Source organism: Bradyrhizobium zhengyangense (genome assembly GCF_022012555.1).
Lineage (GTDB): Bacteria > Pseudomonadota > Alphaproteobacteria > Rhizobiales > Xanthobacteraceae > Bradyrhizobium > Bradyrhizobium zhengyangense.
Genome location: NZ_JAKLTZ010000013.1, coordinates 84,394 through 103,712, shown reverse-complemented (window position 1 = coordinate 103,712; position 19,319 = coordinate 84,394). Strand labels below are relative to the sequence as shown.

The 19,319-nt window shown below is 64.7% G+C and carries 19 protein-coding genes; 12 read left to right on the top strand and 7 right to left on the bottom strand.

Annotation, left to right across the window (positions count from 1 at the left end; all coding sequences use genetic code 11):
- Nucleotides 1-17: 17 nt before the first annotated feature.
- Together L6639_RS33580 and asd are read right to left on the bottom strand one after the other, a co-directional pair.
- On the bottom strand, nucleotides 18-587 hold the full coding sequence (locus tag L6639_RS33580) for an NUDIX hydrolase (protein WP_237865895.1): 570 nt from the start codon (nucleotides 585-587) through the stop codon (nucleotides 18-20).
- 69 nt (nucleotides 588-656) lie between these two features.
- Nucleotides 657-1,520 carry an archaetidylserine decarboxylase gene (gene asd / locus L6639_RS33575; protein WP_237865894.1) on the bottom strand — a complete coding sequence of 288 codons (864 nt, stop codon included), beginning with the start codon at nucleotides 1,518-1,520 and terminating at the stop codon, nucleotides 657-659.
- 35 nt (nucleotides 1,521-1,555) lie between these two features.
- Between asd and L6639_RS33570 the strand changes: the two genes are divergently transcribed.
- Complete coding sequence (locus L6639_RS33570; protein ID WP_237865893.1) at nucleotides 1,556-3,220, top strand: aminotransferase class III-fold pyridoxal phosphate-dependent enzyme; 1,665 nt, start codon at nucleotides 1,556-1,558, stop codon at nucleotides 3,218-3,220.
- Nucleotides 3,221-3,510: 290 nt separating this feature from the next.
- On the opposite strand, the gene L6639_RS33565 is transcribed toward L6639_RS33570, so the two are convergent.
- From L6639_RS33565 to L6639_RS33555, 3 genes are all read right to left on the bottom strand, one after another.
- Nucleotides 3,511-4,170: a hypothetical protein gene (locus L6639_RS33565; RefSeq protein WP_237865892.1), complete on the bottom strand. Its 660-nt coding sequence runs from the start codon at nucleotides 4,168-4,170 to the stop codon at nucleotides 3,511-3,513.
- 153 nt (nucleotides 4,171-4,323) lie between these two features.
- Nucleotides 4,324-5,013, bottom strand: coding sequence for a class I SAM-dependent methyltransferase (locus L6639_RS33560; protein ID WP_237865891.1), 690 nt, complete (start codon nucleotides 5,011-5,013; stop codon nucleotides 4,324-4,326).
- Between the two features lie 33 nt (nucleotides 5,014-5,046).
- Nucleotides 5,047-6,099 carry a glycosyltransferase family 4 protein gene (locus L6639_RS33555; protein ID WP_237865890.1) on the bottom strand — a complete coding sequence of 351 codons (1,053 nt, stop codon included), beginning with the start codon at nucleotides 6,097-6,099 and terminating at the stop codon, nucleotides 5,047-5,049.
- A gap of 273 nt (nucleotides 6,100-6,372) precedes the next feature.
- Between L6639_RS33555 and L6639_RS33550 the strand changes: the two genes are divergently transcribed.
- Nucleotides 6,373-7,077, top strand: coding sequence for a L,D-transpeptidase (locus L6639_RS33550; protein WP_237865889.1), 705 nt, complete (start codon nucleotides 6,373-6,375; stop codon nucleotides 7,075-7,077).
- A 92-nt stretch (nucleotides 7,078-7,169) separates the two neighbouring features.
- Nucleotides 7,170-7,667: a GNAT family N-acetyltransferase gene (locus L6639_RS33545; RefSeq protein ID WP_237865888.1), complete on the top strand. Its 498-nt coding sequence runs from the start codon at nucleotides 7,170-7,172 to the stop codon at nucleotides 7,665-7,667.
- Between the two features lie 51 nt (nucleotides 7,668-7,718).
- Here L6639_RS33545 and L6639_RS33540 read toward each other — a convergent pair whose 3' ends face one another.
- Together L6639_RS33540 and L6639_RS33535 are read right to left on the bottom strand one after the other, a co-directional pair.
- Complete coding sequence (locus L6639_RS33540; protein WP_237865887.1) at nucleotides 7,719-7,976, bottom strand: hypothetical protein; 258 nt, start codon at nucleotides 7,974-7,976, stop codon at nucleotides 7,719-7,721.
- Nucleotides 7,973-8,758 (bottom strand): DUF899 domain-containing protein, encoded by a 786-nt coding sequence (locus tag L6639_RS33535; RefSeq protein WP_237865886.1) that lies wholly within the window; start codon nucleotides 8,756-8,758, stop codon nucleotides 7,973-7,975. Before L6639_RS33535 ends, L6639_RS33540 begins: the two co-directional genes overlap by 4 nt.
- Nucleotides 8,759-8,857: 99 nt before the next feature.
- Between L6639_RS33535 and L6639_RS33530 the strand changes: the two genes are divergently transcribed.
- The 9 genes from L6639_RS33530 (at nucleotide 8,858) to L6639_RS33490 (ending at nucleotide 19,300) form a co-directional block, all read left to right on the top strand.
- A complete protein-coding gene (locus L6639_RS33530) occupies nucleotides 8,858-10,078 on the top strand; it encodes a helix-turn-helix domain-containing protein (protein WP_237865885.1) in 1,221 nt (406 codons plus the stop codon).
- Nucleotides 10,079-10,164: 86 nt separating this feature from the next.
- Entirely contained in the window at nucleotides 10,165-10,803 is a 639-nt protein-coding gene (locus tag L6639_RS33525) for a Vgb family protein (RefSeq protein WP_237865884.1), read from the top strand.
- A gap of 77 nt (nucleotides 10,804-10,880) precedes the next feature.
- Complete coding sequence (locus L6639_RS33520) at nucleotides 10,881-11,726, top strand: SMP-30/gluconolactonase/LRE family protein (RefSeq protein WP_237865883.1); 846 nt, start codon at nucleotides 10,881-10,883, stop codon at nucleotides 11,724-11,726.
- Nucleotides 11,727-11,836: 110 nt separating this feature from the next.
- Nucleotides 11,837-13,405 carry a DUF4403 family protein gene (locus L6639_RS33515; protein WP_237865882.1) on the top strand — a complete coding sequence of 523 codons (1,569 nt, stop codon included), beginning with the start codon at nucleotides 11,837-11,839 and terminating at the stop codon, nucleotides 13,403-13,405.
- Between the two features lie 134 nt (nucleotides 13,406-13,539).
- Nucleotides 13,540-14,649, top strand: a complete 1,110-nt coding sequence (locus L6639_RS33510) for an ABC transporter ATP-binding protein (RefSeq protein ID WP_237865881.1) — start codon at nucleotides 13,540-13,542, stop codon at nucleotides 14,647-14,649.
- A 47-nt stretch (nucleotides 14,650-14,696) separates the two neighbouring features.
- Complete coding sequence (locus L6639_RS33505; RefSeq protein WP_237865880.1) at nucleotides 14,697-15,767, top strand: ABC transporter substrate-binding protein; 1,071 nt, start codon at nucleotides 14,697-14,699, stop codon at nucleotides 15,765-15,767.
- 69 nt (nucleotides 15,768-15,836) lie between these two features.
- Nucleotides 15,837-17,099, top strand: a complete 1,263-nt coding sequence (locus tag L6639_RS33500) for an ABC transporter permease (RefSeq protein WP_237865879.1) — start codon at nucleotides 15,837-15,839, stop codon at nucleotides 17,097-17,099.
- A complete protein-coding gene (locus L6639_RS33495) occupies nucleotides 17,096-17,923 on the top strand; it encodes an ABC transporter permease (RefSeq protein ID WP_237865878.1) in 828 nt (275 codons plus the stop codon). The genes L6639_RS33500 and L6639_RS33495 overlap by 4 nt, the downstream gene beginning before the upstream one ends.
- 168 nt (nucleotides 17,924-18,091) lie before the next feature.
- Nucleotides 18,092-19,300 carry an ABC transporter substrate-binding protein gene (locus L6639_RS33490; protein ID WP_237865877.1) on the top strand — a complete coding sequence of 403 codons (1,209 nt, stop codon included), beginning with the start codon at nucleotides 18,092-18,094 and terminating at the stop codon, nucleotides 19,298-19,300.
- Nucleotides 19,301-19,319 lie beyond the last annotated feature (19 nt).

Here is a 19,319-nt window from a genome sequence, read left to right as displayed (position 1 = left end):
TCGGCAAAGCGACTACCTCACGCCTCGCCGCGCAGCCAGGCTCGCACCTTTTGCAACAGTCCGTGCCGCAGCTCGTCAACAGAAGCGGCCTCGGCCGGTGTCAGCGTCTGCAAGGCGGCATCGATCTCGACGGCGGCCAGCGTTGGCGTCGGCCCGGGCGCGGGAGACGATGCGAGTCCCGCCGCGGCGATCGCGATCGGGCCGACCTGGGTGAGGAAGGCGCGCTCATATTCCCGCGACAGGCGCGCGAGCGCGTCGTCCAGCGGCAACCAATCGACCGCCTTGATGTCGTTCATCAACCTCCGGACCTGGTCGCCCTCGGCCTCCATTCGCCAGAAATGCACGACCTTGGAACGGCCGCCAGACTGGTACACGAGCGTGCCCAAAAACTCCTGGATGGCGACCTCGTGGCCGGTCTCCTCCAGCACCTCGCGATGCGCGGCCTGTTTCGGCGTCTCGCCGTCGTCGAGCTTGCCCTTGGGCAGGACCCATTCATTGCGTTTGCGCTGGCGCACGATGGCAATCAGCGGCGGCGCACCACGCCGCAGCACAATTCCACCCGCCGCCATCACCGGCGCCCGCGCCATCACCAATCCCGTCGTATCGTCTATTCGTCCCCGTGAACGATATAGGCCGCCGACGCGGCGGAATGAAGACTATGTCCGACGAAGCAGGGCCTGACCCGCGCGGATACGCGTCCCCTCGCCGATGCCGTCGCAGAACGAAAAGTCACCGGGCGCGAGAATGATAATGGTCGAGCCGTGCTCGAACCAGCCGAGCTCCTCACCCTTGGCGACGTTGGCGTCGCAGGAGAAATTGACCGGCCCCCTGGTCTGCGCGTTCAGCACCATGTCGAGGAAATGCAGCCGGATGCTGGCGACCAGGATCGCCGCCACCGGCACCAGCGTCACCGCCTCACCGGTCGACAAATGCGTGCGGATCACCGCGCGCTCGTTCTTGCAGAACAACCGCTCGACCCGCTTCAAGGCGATCGGATTGACGTTCCAGACATCGCCATGGATCAGCGTGACGCGCTCGATATGCGCATCATAGGGCGCATGGAAGCGATGATACATGCTCGAGGTCAGCCGCAGCGTCACGAAGCTTCCGTTGCGGTGTTGCTCGACCAGCGCGGGATCGCCGAGCAGGTCGAGCAAAGAATAGGGCGCGCCCTTGACCTGGAACAGCTCGGTGTCCGCGATCCGGCCATGAGCGCCGATGATGCCGTCGGAAGGGCTGGCGACCACCGAGGGATCCGGATCGAACGGACGCAGACCCGGCTTCAGCTCGCGCGTAAAGCAATCGTGCAGGCTGGTGAAATGGGTCTTGCGTGCTTCCGACAGGTCGAGGTCGGAGAACAGCTTCCACAGCGCGATGGAAAAATCCCGCACCAGCGGATTCCTGATCTTGGAGAACCAGCCCATGAAGCGGGTCAGCGCCGCGCGGGGAATGCGGTTGGTCAACAGGAAGTTGAGGTCTTCCTGCTGGGTGAAAGAGGCGATGAAGGCTTTGACTGTCATGAATCTGTCAGCTCACAGTATTAGCGCTTGTTGTCATGGAAACGACACTCCCGATTCTCTCGATGTCCGTGGCCGCCGCAGCGTCCGCTGCCGCCGTCCTCCCGAAGATCAAGGCGCGGGTCGAATTGTCCCGCGCCAAGCACCGCTCGCTCGCCGGGCACTCCAAGATGTCGCGCCGCGTGGCAAAGCTGCTGCCGTTCTACGAGTTCGAAGGCGATAAGTACTTCGGCTGTGACGGCGCGCCCGCGAATGTGGTGATGCAGCGCAAGGACGCCTTCTTCCGCCTCGCGCGCCTCTATGCCGATCGCTACCCCAAGGGCCGCGCCATGACGAAGGAGGCGGCCGAGACGATCTCGGACCTCAACTTCACCGAAAGCTACCGCGTGCCGTTCCAGTTCTCGCGTCTCGTTCGCGAGCATCTGGGCACCTCGACCTTCATGGAATCCTCGAGCGGCGTCACCGTCACCGATGTCGACGGCAACACCTCCTACGACCTCACCGGGTCCTACGGCGTCAACATCTTCGGTAACGACTTCTACAAGGAATGCATCGAGGGCTCCGAGAAGCGCGCCCATGCGCTCGGTCCGGTGCTCGGCCCCTACCACCCCGTCATCCTCGAGAACGTGCAGCGGCTCTGCCAGATATCGGGCCTCGACGAAGTCTCGTTCCACATGTCCGGCACAGAAGCCGTGATGCAGGCGGTGCGCCTTGCGCGCTACCACACCAAGCGCACGCATCTGGTTCGTTTCGCCGGCGCCTATCACGGCTGGTGGGGCGACGTGCAGCCCGGTGTCGGCAACCCGATCCCTGCGCACGAGACCTACACCCTCTCCGAAATGTCGGAGAAGACGCTGCACGTGTTGCGCACGCGCAAGGACATCGCCTGTGTGCTGGTCAATCCGCTCCAGGGCCTGCATCCGAATGCCAACGCGCCCGGCGATTCCTCGCTGGTCGACTCCTCTCGCGGCGGTCATTTCGATCGTGGCGCCTACACCGAATGGTTGAAGAAGCTGCGCGAGATCTGCACCGAACGCGGCATCGTGCTGATCTTCGACGAGGTCTTCGTCGGCTTCCGTCTCGCTGCCGGCGGCGCCCAGGAATATTTCGGCGTCAAGGCCGACATGGTGACCTACGGCAAGAGCCTCGCCGGCGGCCTGCCGGTCGGCGTGGTCTGCGGCAGACGCGACCTGATGCGCCGCTTCCGCGATGATCGCCCGGCCGACGTCTGCTTTGCCCGCGGCACCTTCAACTCGCATCCCTACGTCATGACGGCGATGGACGAGTTCCTGAGCCGGCTCGCCAGCCCGAACTTCCGCGCCATCTATGACGGCCTGGATACGACTTGGAACGGCCGCGCCGCGAGGCTCAACAAGATGATGCGTGATGCCAAGCTGCCGGTGGAGTTCGCCAACTTCTCGTCGATCTGGACGGTGAAATACACAACCCCGTCGCGCTACAACTGGATGCTGCAATACTACCTTCGCGCCGAAGGCCTGGCGCTGAGCTGGGTCGGCACCGGCCGGCTGATCTTCAGTCTGAACTACACCGACGCCGACTTCAGCGAAGTCTCCGACCGCTTCGTCCGCGCCGCCGAGAAGATGAAGGCGGATGGCTTCTGGTGGCACGATGGTGCACTCACCAACAAGACCATCAAGCGGCAGATTTTGAAAGAGATGCTGGCCAAGCGCTTTGGGCGCTGAGGCTGATTCTCCACTCATAGCCACCGTAATTCCGGGGCGAGCTCTCTGCTCCCCCTCTCCCCGCTTGCGGGGAGAGGGTTGGGGTGAGGGGGACTCTCCGCGCGCGCGGTGAGCGTTGGCGCACGACCATCTGGCAGCCCCCCCGCGGAGACTCCCCCTCACCCGGATCGCATCTACGATGCGCTCCGGCCTCTCCCCGCACGCGGGGAGAGGCGAAAGAAGGATGCCCGGCACGAGGCCGGGCATGACGTAACCATCAGACATCGGAGTATTGGGTGAGACCAGCGCGCTCAGGCGTGCTGCTCTTCGAGCACGGGCTCGGAGATGAGGCCCAGCGTGTGCTCGGGATTGAGGTGCAGGCCGGGGTCCATCAGCTCGCCGCGCATCAGGGCCAGCGGAGCGCTGCGATACAGCATCAGGTCGTGGAACGGGTCGGTCAGGATCTTGGTCATCCAGACGAGGCCGGTCTCGACGTCGCGGATGAAGAACAGGTGCACGGTGCGGAACAAGAGACCGCCACCGCCGACCGCCAGCCAGATCTTGGCAACCTGCCGCACGAAGTCGGTCGCATTCGCCCAGGGCGTGAACAGGCCGAACAGCGTCGGATCGACGACCAGCACCAGCGGCGACAGCGCCCAGATCGCCATCAACACCACCTTGCGCTGAAGGTTATAGCCGACCTTGATCTCTTCCTTGTATTCGTGCGTCGCCTGGTTGACGTGGTCGTAGGTGTGCGGCTCGAAGAAAAAGTGACCGGCCTGGCGCGAGGTCATCGAGACCAGCCAGCCGACCAGCGCCGAGATCATGGGATCGACGAAGAGCCAGAGATAAGCAAAGAGGAAGCTCAGCGCGCTGACGAAGTGCAGGCTCTGATTGATGCGGCTGTGGTGATAATAGCGATGGTCGTCCCAGCGCTGGATCCGCAACTGCTCGAGGTAGTTCTTGATCATGCTCTCCCCCAAAATGCTTTCGGGTTCAGGATTTACAGAGATTCGATGTACGCCGTGTGACATCATCATTTTGTCATGTGACGATGTGCAGCGACGCGGTGACGCACGCGAACGCGTGAGCGGCGGACAGAGCCGCCGCTCTTGCAGCCTTGCTCAGGCTGCCTTGGCGATGTCGACCTTGCGGAAGCGCACCAGCGAGAAATGACCGAGCGGCGGAATCAGGCGGCGCTCGGCGAGCTCGATACCCTTGGCGCCGGCGAGCCATTTGGCATAACGCGACCAGGCGAACTCGGCCGTGCGGAAACCGAGCGGACGCACCACCGGCTGCAGCTTCTGCTCGATGAAACGGCGCATGCCGGTGTCGGCGCTGACGCGGGTGAGGATGATCAGCTCGCCACCCGGACGCAGCACGCGAGCGAATTCGTCGAGCGCCTTCTCCGGGTTCGGCACCGCGGTGACGACATACTGCGCCATCACGACGTCGAAGGAATTGTCGGGGAATTCGAGCTTCTCGGCGTCCATCACCGCGAGGCCCTCGACGTTCTTGAGGTTGCCCTCGCTGACGCGCCGGCGGGCCTTGTCGAGCATCGCGTCCGAAATGTCGGTGCCGAAGATGCGCAGATGAGGAGCGTACAACGGCAGCGAGATGCCGGTGCCGACACCGACCTCGAGCACGCGACCACCGATCTTGTTAGTGGCTGCGATCGCGGCCTGACGGCCCTTGGCAAACACACCGCCGAACACGAGATCGTAAACGGGCGCCCAGCGGTCATAGGCCTGCTCGACCGAGCCACGGGTGAGGTCGAGCTGCTGGGTGCCGTCAAGGTTCATGATCTTAGCCATCGATGAGGTTCTCGCTGTGGGTCAAAGTATGAATCAACCGCGCACTGGCCGCCGCGCCATGCGAGGCGAGGCGCGCAAGGCACGGCTGGGCTGGAGTGAGGTGAGATTGCCGACGAACTGACGCGCGCTGTTCTCCCAGGAGCGCTCCAGCGCGAAGTTGCGGCAAGTCTCGCGCGACATCGTGAGCGCGCGCAGGCACGCGGCGCGCAGATCGCTGTCGATCGCGCCGATCGGATGATCGGCGATGACGTCCTTCGGTCCCGTCACCGGAAACGCCGCAACCGGCGTACCGCAGGCGAGCGCCTCGAGCTGCACCACGCCGAACGTATCGGTGAGGCTCGGGAACACGAAGACGTCAGCAGCGGCGAGATGCGCAGTGAGATCCGCGCCCTTCTTCTCGCCGAGGAAGACCACATCAGGATATTTCTTTTCCAGCGCGGCCTTCTGCGGACCATCGCCGACGACGACCTTGGTGCCCGGCAGTTCGAGCGAGAGGAAGGCTTCGAGATTCTTCTCGACCGCGACGCGGCCCATGGTCATGAAGATCGGTCGCGGCAGATCGAGCGTCGCGGGAGAGTCGGGATGGAACAGCTCGGTGTTGACACCGCGCCCCCAGAAGCCGAGCCGCTTGAAGCCGCGTGCCGAAAGCTCCTGCCGCAGCGACGGCGTCGCCACCATGGTCATGGCGGCGGCATCGTGGAAGTGGCGCAGCAGGGCATAGCCGACGGCATCGGGAATGCCAGTTCGTACCGAGACGTATTCCGGAAAGCGGGTGGTATAGGATGTCGTGAAGGCGAGGCGGTTGCGGCGGCAATAGGCCCGCGCCGCCCAGCCGATCGGGCCCTCGGTCGCGATATGCAGGGCTTCAGGCGCGCACCTCTCGATCCGCCGCGCGATCTCTTTCCCGCTCGGCAGCGCGATGCGAATGCCCGGATAGGTCGGCAGCGGCCAGGACCTGAAGCCGTCAGGGGTCAGGAAGTCGATCTCGACATCGAGCGCCCTGGCGGCGGCCGCCAGCGAGGTCAGCGTCCGGACCACGCCGTTGACCTGCGGATGCCAAGCGTCAGTCGCGATTAATACCCGCATGGGGAAATCCCGAGAGTTTGATGATTCTCAGGCATCGACCATCAACGATGGATATTTCAGGCGTGTGACGTCACATAAGTGTCGGCGCGCTGTTTTGTTCGTTAACGAACCTCCGCGGCCACGAAACTGTCATGAAACAATCCTTGCCGCGATGAAACCGTTTTCGGTTTTCCGCGCAAACGTCCCGAAACTTGTTTCCGTTAGGAACTTAAGCAACGGAGCACGCAATGGTGCCGGGGTGACCAAGAAACACCACGCAAACAGGGGCGACCAATGTTCAATCTGGACACGTTGAAGACGTATTCGCGCGCCGTTGCCGTCAGTGCAGTGGCCGTTGCTGCAATCGCATGTGCCGGCCCGGCCGAAGCCGCGCCCGTACAGCTGTTTCCGTTCTTCCAGCCGCTGCCGGTGATGACTGCGCCGCAGCCGCTTCAGCCCTTCCAGCCCTATTCTGCGCCGACCTACCAGACCGCGCCGTCCGAGGATCAGGACGCAGTCGAGACGCCGGCCCGCTTCCGCCGCCAGACCGTTTCGTATGCGACGCGCGAAGCGCCGGGTACCATCATCATCGATACGCCCAACACCTATCTCTATTACGTGCTCGGTAACGGTCAGGCGATCCGCTACGGCATCGGCGTCGGTCGTGACGGCTTCACCTGGTCCGGCACGCAGTCAGTGACCAAGAAGGCGGAGTGGCCGGACTGGACGCCGCCGCCGGAAATGATCCAGCGCCAGCCCTATCTGCCGCGCCACATGGCCGGCGGCCCCGGCAACCCTCTCGGCGCCCGCGCCATGTATCTGGGCGGCACCGTCTACCGCATCCACGGCACCAACGCCCCCGATACGATCGGCAAGCACGTCTCGTCCGGCTGCATCCGCCTGACCAATGACGACGTCTCCGACCTCTACTCCCGCGTCAACGTCGGCACCAAGGTGATCGTGCTTCCGATGACCGAGCGCCGCGCTGAGCTGAGGTAACGCGAGGCGGGGATCGAGATACGAACGGCCCCGGCGCTGTCGGGGCCGTTTTCGTTTGGGCACATGGTCTGTCGTGAGATATCTTCATCAACATGATCCGACTGCTCACACCCGCAGATGCGGCTCTTTACCGGGCGATCAGGCTTGAAGCGCTCGAAGCGCATCCCGAAGCTTTCGCCAGCACCTTCGCGCGCGAGCAGGAAAAACCGCTCGCCTGGTTCGAGGAGCGCCTCACCGCGTCCGACATCTTCGGCGCCTTCATCGACGGCGAGCTCGTCGGCATCGCCGGCTTCCACCGGCAGGATGGTCCGCAGACCATGCACAAGGCCCATCTGTGGGGCATGTATGTGCGACAACAGGCAGGGCGAGCCGGCGTGGGCCGGCATCTCGTCGACACGGTGATTGCCCATGCGGCAAAGCATGTCGAAAAGCTCCAGCTGAGTGTTATGAGCAAGAATGAAGCGGCGCTGCGCCTCTACAAGACGACCGGCTTTGTCGAATACGGCCGCGAGGTGAAGGCCTTCAAACAGAACGGCCAGTATTTCGATGAAGTGCTGATGGAGCTATTCCTCGACGGAAGCAACAAATAGCAAAGCGGCCCCGGCAATGCCGGGGCCGTTTTTCCTTGCAATGATCCCCGTCTACCGCCGCGGCGAGAACAGCCGCAGCCACGCCGCTGAATGAAACGCGCTCATCAGGAGATACATCGGCACCATCCCGCCCAGTGACAGTCCGTGCCCGGCGGAGCAGAGCATATCCGCCGGGCCGCCACTGAAGGCGGCCGTCAGCAGGGCCATGACCGCGAAGGTGGGCGTGGCCGCAAGACCCAGCCATCGGGCAAGCTGAGATGCGGCCTCGCTGCCGTCACGCCTGGTGCTGGCGGGATGGACGTCGCTCATTGCGCGCCTGGCGCACGAAGCGCGATTTCGCCGGCGTCCGTGATCTCGACCCACTTCTTGTCGGGCTCGCTGCCAGCCTCATAGCTGTCGTTCCAGTTCCACCATTTGTAGGTCGGGCTCTTCGGATAGCCGGGCGGCGAATCCTCCCAGGGCTCCTGGCGGCCGAGCGGGGTGATGTCGAGATAGTTCCAGGTTCCGCCCATCTGCTCGTCGCCGCGGCTCTTGATCAGATAGGTGCGGAAGATCCGCTTCCCGTCGCGGTAGAACACGTTGGTGCCGTGCCATTCATCGACGCCAAAATCGGCATCGAAACTGTCGGTGATGGTAACCCACGGAATGTTCCAGCCCATCCGCGCTTTCAGCCGCGCGATATCCGCCTGCGGGGCGCGCGAGGCGAACACCAGCGTAGTGTCGCGGGCGTTCAGGTGCGACACATGGGCGACCTGGTCGGCCACCATGGAGCAGCCACGGCAGGCATGGTCGGGCCAGCCGAACACGCCCGGCTCGAAGAACGCCCGGTAGAGGATGAGCTGCTTCCGGCCCTGGAACAGATCGAGCAGACTGGCCTTGCCCGAGGGCGCCTCGAATGCGTAGGTTTTGGTCACTTCCATCCACGGCATGCGCCGGCGTTCGGCGGCGAGTGCGTCGCGGGCGCGGGTATGTGCCTTCTCCTTCACCAGCAGTTGCTGTCGGGCGGCCTCCCATTCCTGCGGCGACACCACCGGCGGTGTCTGCATGACGGTCTGTTCGTTAGTCCCTGCTTTGCTTGCTGATGTCATCATGGCTCTCCAAATCTCTCGCTCACCGCACATCGTCGGCCGTGGGGGAGTTCTCGCACCGGAGGAGCGGACGGTGGGAGTAACAAGTGTGGCGGGATTTTCATGGAGTCGCTGATCACGGCCGCCGCACGCGCCCTCGAGGCCGGCGATCCGCTCGGCGCGCTGAACCGCGTCGCACTGCGCAACGATGCGCCCTCGCTGGCGCTGCGCGGCATCGCGATGGCGCAGCTCGGCGATCTCGCCAAGGCCAAGGCGCTGCTGCGGAGCGCCGCCCGCGCCTTCGGGCCGAGAGAGGCGGTCGCGCGGGCGAGATGCGTAGTGGCCGAAGCCGAGATCGCGTTGGTCTCGCGCGACCTGAACTGGCCGGCGAAGACTCTCGCAGCGGCGCGGGCGACGCTGGCAAGCCACGGCGATCTCGCCAATGCCGCCCATGCAGGCCATATCGAGGCGCGCCGTCTGCTCCTGCTCGGACGCGTGGACGAGGCCGAGCGGACGCTGGCCGAGATCGGCGCCTGCCCGCTGCCGCCTGCGTCCCTGGTCGTGCGCGAGCTCGTGGTTGCCGGCATCGCCATCAGGCGGCTCAAATCAAAGGAGGCGCGCTCGGCGCTTGACCTGGCGGCCCGCGCCGCGCGACAGGCCGACATCCCGGCGCTGGTGGCCGAGGTCGACAGCGCAAGCCTCATCCTGAACACGCCGGCCGCGCGCCTGATCGCGCGCGGCAGCGAGCACCCGCTCCTGCTCGGCGAGGTCGAGCGCCTTGCGACCTCGACGGCGCTCGTCGTCGACACCTTTCATCATGTGGTGCGCAGGCAAAACGTTGCCGTGCCGCTTGGAACGCGGCCCGTGCTGTTCGCACTCGCTCGTCTGCTGGCACAGGCATGGCCCGAAGATGTCTCGCGCGAGGCGCTGATCTCGGGCGCGTTCCAGGCCAGGCACGCCGACGAGTCTCACCGCGCGCGCTTGCGCGTCGAGATCGGGCGGCTCCGCACCCAGCTCAAGCCGCTGGCCGAGATCAGCGCAACCAAGCAGGGCTTTGAGCTGGCGCCGCGAAAAACGCGTGACGTCATCGTGCTGGCGCGCCCCGTCGAGGAGAAGCACGCCGCCGTCCTTGCCATCCTTGCCGATGGCGAGCCCTGGTCGAGCTCGGCGCTCGCGCTCGCGCTTGGCATGAGCGCACGCACGGTGCAGCGTGCGCTCGAGGAGCTTGCACGATCGAACAAGGTGCAGTCGTTCGGCCACGGCAGGGCGCGCCGCTGGATGACGCCGCCGGTCCCGGGTTTCCCGACAGGCTTGTTACTCCCCTCGCCGCTGATAAAGACGTAGGCTAAAGCATGATCCGGAAAAGTGTGCAGCGGTTTTCCGACAAGATCATGCGTAAACAATAAAGCCGCATCACAGGGATCGAGCCGATGAAGCGTTCCGCCGCCGAGATCATCCGAGAGTACGGGCCTTTCCCGGACGTCAAGGCCGTCCACGGCGTCACCTATGATGGCAGCCAAGTCTGGTTCGCGTCGGGCGACAAGTTGAATGGCCTCGATCCGGCGAGCGGCAAGATCTCGCGCTCCATCGACGTCGCCGCACATGCGGGGACGGCGTTCGACGGAAGGCACCTGTTCCAGATCGCGGAGGATCGCATCCAGAAGATCGACGCGGCGAGCGGTGCGGTCGTGAGCACGATTCCCGCACCGGGCGGTGGCGGCGATTCCGGATTGGCCTGGGCCGAGGGATCGCTCTGGGTCGGTCAGTATCGCGAGCGCAAGATCCATCAGGTCGATCCTGAAACGGGAAAGATCCTCCGCACCATCGAAAGCAAGCGCTTTGTCACAGGCGTGACCTGGGTCGACGGCGAGCTCTGGCACGGCACCTGGGAAGGCGATGACAGCGACCTCAGGCGGATCGATCCTGACACCGGCAAGGTGCTGGAGCAGCTCGATATGCCGGAAGGGACGATGGTCTCGGGGCTGGAATCCGACGGCCGCGACCAGCTGTTCTGCGGCGGCGGCGACAGCGGGCGTGTGAGAGCGGTTCGCCGCCCCAAACGCAGCTAGAGGAGCGCAGCTAACAGCGATAGCCGAGTCCCGCGATCACGGTGTAAAGATATGGCACCGTCTCTCGGGAGAAACCAATGACCGCGCTGACCACGCTGCTCGACGGCGGCAAATATTACGAGGCGCCGCGCTGGCATGACGGACGCCTCTGGTTCGTCGACTGCCTGGCGCGGACGCTGCTGAGCACCGACACCGCGGGCCAATGCAGAACGCACGCGACGTTCGAGGACGACACGCCGTGCGGCACCGGCTTCCTGCCCGATGGCAGGCTGATCGTCCTGACCATGTTTCGCAAGCGCCTGTTCGTCTTCGCCGAGGACAAGCTCTCGCTGTATGCCGATCTGTCGGGCGTCGCGACCGGTGTCATCGACGACATGATCGTCGATGGGCTCGGGCGCGCCTATGTCGGCGACCTCGGCTTCAACTTCCCGCCTCCACCGGATCGCGGCGCCGACGGGCGCATCATCCAGGTCGCACCGGACGGCGCGACGCGCGTCGTCGCCGAAGGACTGCGCTTTCCCAATGGCATCGCGATCTCGCCCGACCACCGCCGGCTCGTCGTCGCGGAGATGGATGGCGAATGCGTCGCCGATTACGAGATGGCGCCCGATGGCAGCCTCACCTTCCGCCGCAGGCTGCCCTGCGGCAAGGAGCCGGACGGCATCTGCCTCGACCACGACGGCGCGGTCTGGGTTGCCGCCTATTCCGAGGATGCCTTCATCCGGATCGACGCCAGCGGGCAGGAGCTGCAGCGCATCGCCGTCCCCGGCCGCCGCGCCATTGCATGCGCGCTCGGAGGCCCCGAGCAGCGAACCTTGTTCTGCATCAGCGCCGCGACCTCGCATGAGGACCTGCGGCGCGGCAAGTCCTCCGCGCGGATCGATACCGTCACGGTGGATGCGCCCGGCGCGGGCTACCCCTGAGCCGCGGCCGCTGCCATTAACCCCTTTGCCGCAATTCCACCCCATCGGTGCGCTCTAGCGCCCTCCTCGCCCGCCCTGTAAAATCCTCCTCGGGGCGGCCTGGGGGATTGATGCGTCTGACTTTGAATTTGAAGACTGTGCTGATCGCCGCCGCGGTGCTCGCGGCGTCTTTTTTCGTCAGCTTGAGGGTGATGGACTGGCTGTCGCCGCGCGCGACCAATTCGGCTCCCCCGATCGCGCAGTTGCCGCCGCTGCCGCCGGCCTCCAAGAGCTCGATCGTGGTCGCCCCCGTCGCGATCGCGCTGTCGGCGATCCGCGACCAGGCCGAGAAGGCCTCGCCGCGCAATTTCGCTGGCAAGGCCGAGAACCCGATCTCACAAATCCTGGAGAACGCCGATATCGGCTGGACAGCCGCGCGCGGGCCGATGTCGGCGACCGGCGACAAGGACGTGCTGACGCTATCGACGCCGATCACCGGCAAGCTGAATGTCACGGGTTCGCTGTCGTCGAAGGCCACCGGCGCGCTGGGCGATGCCCTGGGTAGCGTGCTCGGCGGCGACGCGGCAAAACGGATCGGTGCGGTCAACATCAAGAACCTGAATGCCAGCGCCGAGATCAAGGGCAGCGTGGTCGTCACCTCGCGTCCCAAGCTCGCGGCCGCCTGGCATCTCGAGCCGAATTTGGGCGCGCAGGTCAATCTCGGCGACACCAACGTCAACGTCGCCGGCGCCAAGGTCAACGTGCCGGCGCAGGTCAAGCCGCTGATCGACAAGACCGTCGGCGAGCAGCTCAATGTCGTCGCCGAGCGCATCCGCAACGACCCTAGCCTGCGCGAGAACGCTAGGGTGCAATGGGCCAAGGCCTGCCGCTCGATCCCGCTGCAGGGCACCGGCTCCTCGGCGACGCTGCCGCCGCTCTGGCTCGAGATGAAGCCGACCCGCGCCATCGCGGCGCAGCCGCGCGTCGATGCGCAGGCCGTGACCTTGCTGCTCGGCCTCGAGGCCGAGACGCGCGTGACCTCGACGCAGACCAAGCCGGACTGCCCGTTCCCCGACAAGATCTCGATCGTGCCGCCGACCGGCACCGGCGTGAACATCGGCGTTCCCATCGACGTGCCCTTCACTGAGATCAACAAGCTGATCGCGGCCCAGATGGTCGGCCACACCTATCCCGAGGACGGCTCCGGTCCGGTCGAGGTCACCGTGAAGAGCGTCAACGTGATCCCTTCTGGCGATCGCCTTCTGATCTCGCTCCTGGTGCGCGCCAAGGAGAAGAAGAGCTGGCTCGGGCTCGGCGCCGAGGCGACCGTGCACATCTGGGGCCGGCCGATGCTCGACCAGGCGCAGCAGACGCTGCGGCTCGCCGACATCCAGCTTGCGGTCGAATCCGAGGCAGCCTTCGGTCTGCTCGGCGCCGCGGCGCGCGCGGTGGTACCGCAGATGCAGCAGGCGCTGGTGCAGAAGGCGACGCTCGACCTGAAGCCGATCGCCGCCAACGCGCGCGAGAAGATCGCGGCCGCGATCGCCGACTTCCAGAAGAGCGAGGACGGCGTCAAGGTCGACGCCTCCATCAGCAGCCTCACGCTGGCCGACATCGCCTTCGATTCCAAGACGCTGCGCGTGGTTGCGGAAGCCGGCGGAACGCTGAACGTGTACGTGACCAAGCTGTCGGGGATGTAGCGCGCTTTCATGCACGGAATCCGCGCAGTCCCTTATCGCTTGCGCGGCTGGCATTCTCGTTGGAGGATGCTAAGCTGATCGTCGCAACCTCCGACGAGGTGCCGAGAGTTTTGTAGGGGACATCGCGAGGTATCATGGAAGCCGGCATCGTCACAACTGCGCCGGCCCTGGTGCGCTTTTCCGGCATCCAGAAGACCTATGATGGCGAGCACCTTGTGGTGAAGAACCTCGATCTCGACATCAGGAAGGGCGAGTTCGTCACCCTGCTCGGCCCATCGGGCTCGGGCAAGACGACCACGCTGATGATGCTGGCCGGCTTCGAGGTCCCGACCCAGGGCGAGATTTATATTGCAGACCGCCCGATCAAGAACATGCCGCCGCACAAGCGCGACATCGGCATGGTGTTCCAGAACTATGCCCTGTTTCCGCACTTGACGATCGAGGAGAACGTCGCCTTCCCGCTGTCCGTCCGCAAGACGAGCAAGGCAGAAACGCAGGAGCGCGTCAAGACGGCGCTGCGGATGATCAAGATGGAAACGCTGGCGCAGCGGCGCCCCGGGCAGTTGTCGGGCGGCCAGCAGCAACGCGTGGCGCTGGCCCGCGCGCTGGTCTTCAACCCGCAGCTCGTGCTGATGGATGAGCCGCTTGGCGCACTCGACAAGCGCTTGCGCGAGCAGATGCAGCTGGAGATCAAGCAGTTGCACGAGACGATGGGCATCACCGTCGTCTACGTCACCCACGACCAGAGCGAAGCGCTCACCATGTCGGACCGCATCGCCGTGTTCAACGACGGCATCGTGCAGCAGATCGACAGGCCCGACGCGCTGTACGAGCGCCCGGTGAACAGCTTCGTTGCCAATTTCGTCGGCGAGAACAACGTGCTCTCAGGCACCGTCGAGACGACCGACAAGGACTATTGCCGCGTCGCGCTTAAGGCCGGCGGCACCGTCATGGCCCGTGCGGTCAACATATCAGGCGCGGGCGCCGCGACCTCGCTGTCGGTGCGGCCGGAGCGGATCGCCATCGTCCCGGATGGCGCGTCCAGCGATGGACCGAACCGGCTGCCGGCCAAGGTACAAAACACCATCTATCTCGGCGACCACGCGCTGGCCGTGCTCGACGTCGCAGGGAATAGCGAGTTCATGGTCAAGCTGCAGCCGGGCTTGCTTGACAGCCTGAGCCACGGTGAAAGTGTCTTCATCACCTTCCGCCCCGAGGACTGCCTCGCGCTCGACCCCGTTTGATTGATCGATCAACCTCAACGCAACTCACCTGAAGAAGGACAAGGACCATGTTGAAGCGCAAGACCAGCAAGATGACTGGCAAGATTGCTCTGGGTTTCCTCGCGGCGTTCACCGTCAGCGCAGCGCCGGTGACGGTTGCACAGGCGCGTGACCTCACCGTCGTGTCGTGGGGCGGCGCGTATCAGGATGCACAGAAGAAGGTGTACTTCGAGCCGTTCAAGAAGGCATCAGGCGTTCCCATGAACGACGAGTCCTGGGACGGCGGCGTCGGCGTGTTGCGCGCCAAGGTTCAGGGTGGCGCCGCCACCTGGGATGTCGTCCAGGTCGAGAGCGACGAGCTCGCCGTCGGCTGCGAGGAAGGCCTGTACGAGAAGCTGGACTATTCCAAGATCGGCGGCGAGGGCGCCTATATCAAGCCGTCGGTCAATCCCTGCGGCGTCGGCGCGATCCTGTATGACTTCGTGCTCGGCTACGACAAGGACAAGCTGAAGGAAGCGCCCAAGGGCTGGGCCGACTTCTTCGACACCAAGAAGATTCCGGGCAAGCGCGCCTTGCGCCAGGGCCCGAAGACCACGCTGGAGATCGCCCTCATGGCCGACGGCGTGCCTCCGCAGGACGTCTACAAGGTGCTGGCGACCGACGAGGGCGTCGATCGCGCATTCAAGAAGCTCGACACCATCAAGGGCGACCTCGTCTGGTGGAAGGCCGGCGCCCAGCCGCCGCAATTGCTCGCCTCCGGCGAGGTGGCGATGACCTCGGTCTATAACGGCCGCATCGACACCGCGAACAAGAACGAGAAGAAGAATTTTGGCATGGTGTGGGATGGCGCGCTCTTCACCCTCGACAGCTGGGTCATCCTGAAGGGCAGCCCGAACAAGGACGCGGCCTACAAGTTCCTGGAGTTCGCAGGCAAGGCCGAGAACCAGTCGAAGCTTTCGGAGAACATCGCCTATGGCACTTCGAACAAGGACGCCGCTGCGCTGATCCAGCCGGCCGTGCTGAAGGATCTGCCGACCGCGCCCGATAACATCAAGAACGCGGTCGAGATCAATGTCGCCTTCTGGCTCGAGAACATCGACAAGTTGACCGAGCGCTTCAACAAATGGGCCGCGAAGTAATGCGGCCGTATGGCACAGGCGGAGGGGTGCTCCCCTTCGCTTGTGCCTCTTGCCTGAAATGATCACGCCATGACAGCAGCGTCCTTCACCGGCGCCGGTGCCGAGACCGAAGTGCCGCTCAAGCGCCGCCTGAAGCGGGCGGAGCGCGCGCGCCAGCTCAAGGCGTTCGCGCTCGTGGGACCGTTGCTGCTGTTTCTGCTGTTCACGTTCGCCGGGCCCATCGCCGGCATGCTGTGGCACGCCGTCGATGACCGCGAGGTGCGCCAGGTTCTGCCGCAAACCGTCGTGGCTCTCGCCAATTGGGATGGCAAGGATCTGCCGGACGAAAAGACCTATGCGGCTTTGGCAAGCGACATTCAGGCCGCGCGCGACGCCGGCACCATTGCCATCGCGGCCAAGCGGCTCAACTACGCCCAAAACGGCTTTCGCACGATCCTCACCAGCACCGCGCGCAATCTGAAAGCGATGCCGGGGCCGGGCACGGCCAAGGAGACGCTGGGCAAGATCAACGCAGCCTGGCGCGACCGCGCCACCTGGATGACGATCAAAGGTGCAAGTGGTCCAGTCACCAGCTTCTACCTGCTGGGGGCGCTCGACCTTGTCAGGAACGCTAACGGCGCAATCGTCGCGGCCCCGCCTGACCAAGCCATCTACCGGGAGGTGTTCGCCCGTACCTTCCTCATCAGTCTTGGTGTCACGGTGCTCTGCCTGATCCTTGGCTTTCCGGTCGCCTATTTGCTGGCAACGCTGCCGCCGGGCCGGTCGAACCTGCTGATGATCTTCGTGCTGCTGCCGTTCTGGACCTCGCTTCTGGTCCGCACCTGCGCCTGGATCGTGCTGTTGCAGAGCAAGGGCGTCGTCAACGACAGCCTGCGCTGGCTCGGCATCATCGACGAGCCGCTGCGCCTGATCTACAACCGCTTCGGTGTCTGCGTGGCCATGACCCACGTGCTACTGCCGTTCATGATCCTGCCGCTCTACAGCAGCATGAAGGCGATCTCGCCGGCCTACATGCGGGCCGCCGCCTCGCTCGGCGCGTCGCCCGTCACCGCCTTCCTGCGAATCTATTTGCCGCAAACGCTCCCCGGCATTGGCGCCGGGAGCCTGCTCGTCTTCATCCTGGCGCTCGGCTATTACATCACGCCGGCGCTGGTCGGCGGCGCCGCCGACCAGATGATCAGCTACTTCATCGCGCTCTACACCACCGAAACAGCCAATTGGGGCCTTGCGTCGGCGCTGGGTGCAGTGCTGCTGCTGGCGACCGTCCTGCTCGCGCTCGTCTACGGCAAGCTGGTGCAGGGCCAGCAGGTGACCGGAGGGATGAAGAATTGAGCGACGCGCCTTCCCTCCGCACGCCCAGCCAGCGCATCGCATGGATCGCGACCATCGTCATCTCGACGCTGGTGTTCATCTTCCTGATCGCGCCGATCCTGGCGATCATGCCGTTGTCCTTCAGCTCGGGCTCCTATCTCACCTATCCGCTGCCGGGCCTCTCCTTGCGCTGGTATGAGGATTTCATCAGTTCGGCGCGCTGGATGAATTCGCTGAAGAACAGCATGATCATCGGCGTCGCCTCGACGCTGCTGTCCATGGTTCTGGGCACGCTGGCAGCTCTTGGGCTGGCGCAGTGGAAGAGCCGGTTCAAGCCGTTGGTGCTGGCGTTCGTGCTGTCGCCGGTCGTCGTGCCCGGCGTCATCACCGCAGTGGGTCTCTATTTCTTCTTCGCGCCGATTGGCCTCACCGGCAGCTATCTCGGCCTGATCCTCGCTCACACCGCGCTGGCAACGCCGTTCGTGGTGATCACCGTCGGCGCGACGCTGCAAAGCTTCGACACCAACCTCGCCCGCGCCGCCGCCTCGCTCGGCGCCGCGCCGCTTGAAGCATTCCGCCGCGTGATCCTGCCGCTGATCCTGCCCGGCGTCGCATCGGGCGCCCTGTTCGCCTTCGCGACCAGCTTCGACGAGGTCGTGATCGTGCTGTTCATGGCGGGGCCTGAGCAGCGCACCCTGCCGCGCGAAATGTTCAGCGGCATCCGCGAGAACATCAGCCCGACCATCACGGCAGCCGCGGTGATCCTCACGACGGTCTCGGTCATCCTGCTTGCGACGCTGGAAGGCCTGCGCCGGCGCAACGAACGGCTGAAGGGTAGCGGTTGAGGGCTTCTCCCTCGGCCCGCCTGCAAGCGGGGAGAGGCGAAGGCACACCGCCCGCCCCTTCCGATTTTGCATCCTGCTATGGCGTGGAGCGCTTAGCTGCGATCTCCAATAGCCGCTAGAACAGTCCCCGCAACAAAGCCCAAACAACAATGCTGAGGGAGAAACGATATGCATAAACTCATCGCCGCGGTCGCGGCAAGCTTCGCCGTCGCCGCAAGCTGCGGCGCGGCGCAGGCGCAGATTTCCGACAACGTGGTCAAGCTCGGCGTGCTCACGGACATGTCGAGCCTCTACGCCGATGCGACCGGCAAGGGCTCGCTCGCCGCCGTCGAGATGGCCGTCGCCGATTACGGCGGCAAGGTCGCGGGCGTGCCGATCCAGATCGTGTCCGCCGACCACCAGAACAAGCCCGACGTCGGCGTCAATATCGCCCGCAACTGGTACGACAATGAGAAGGTGGACGCCGTCATGGACGTGCCGACCTCCTCGGTCGCGCTGCCGATCTCGGCGCTGACGCGCGAGAAGAACAAGATCAACATCAATTCGGGCGGGGGCTCGTCCGACATCACCGGCGTCGCCTGCTCACCCAACACCGTGCACTGGACCTACGACACCTACGCGCTGTCCAACGTCGCCGGCAAGGCCATGGTCAAGCGCGGCGAGGACACCTGGTTCTTCGTCACCGCCGACTACGCCTTCGGCATGGCGCTCGAGCGTGACGCCGCCAACGTCGTCAAGGAGAGCGGCGGCAAGGTGCTCGGCGACGTCCGCCATCCGCTCAATTCGTCGGACTTCTCCTCGTTCCTGCTGCAGGCCCAGGCCTCGAAAGCCAAGGTCGTCGCGCTGGCAAACGCCGGCGGCGACACCACCAATGCGCTGAAGCAGGCGGCCGAATTCGGCATCACGCAAGGCGGTCAGAAGATGATCGCGCTGCTCATGGAAATCACCGACGTTCATTCGCTTGGCATCAAGGCGACGCAGGGCCTGATCATCACGGATGCGTTCTACTGGGACACGAATGACGAGACCCGGGCCTTCTCCAAGCGCTTCAACGACAAGGTCGGCCACATGCCGACCATGATCCAGGCCGGCCTCTATTCGGCGACGATGCACTATCTGAAGGCGATCGAGGCCATCAAGACCGACGAAGCTCCGAAGGTGATGGAGCAGATGCGCAAGACGCCGATCAACGACTTCTTCGCCAAGAACGGCAAGATCCGCATTGACGGCCGCATGGTCCACGACATGAATCTGTACGAGGTGAAGAAGCCGGAAGAATCCAAGGGCGAGTGGGACCTCTACAAGCTGGTCACCACGGTGCCCGGCGACGAAGCTTTCCGTCCGCTCGACAAGGGCGGCTGCCCGCTGGTGAAGTAAAGCTCCTCTCCCCCCGCAA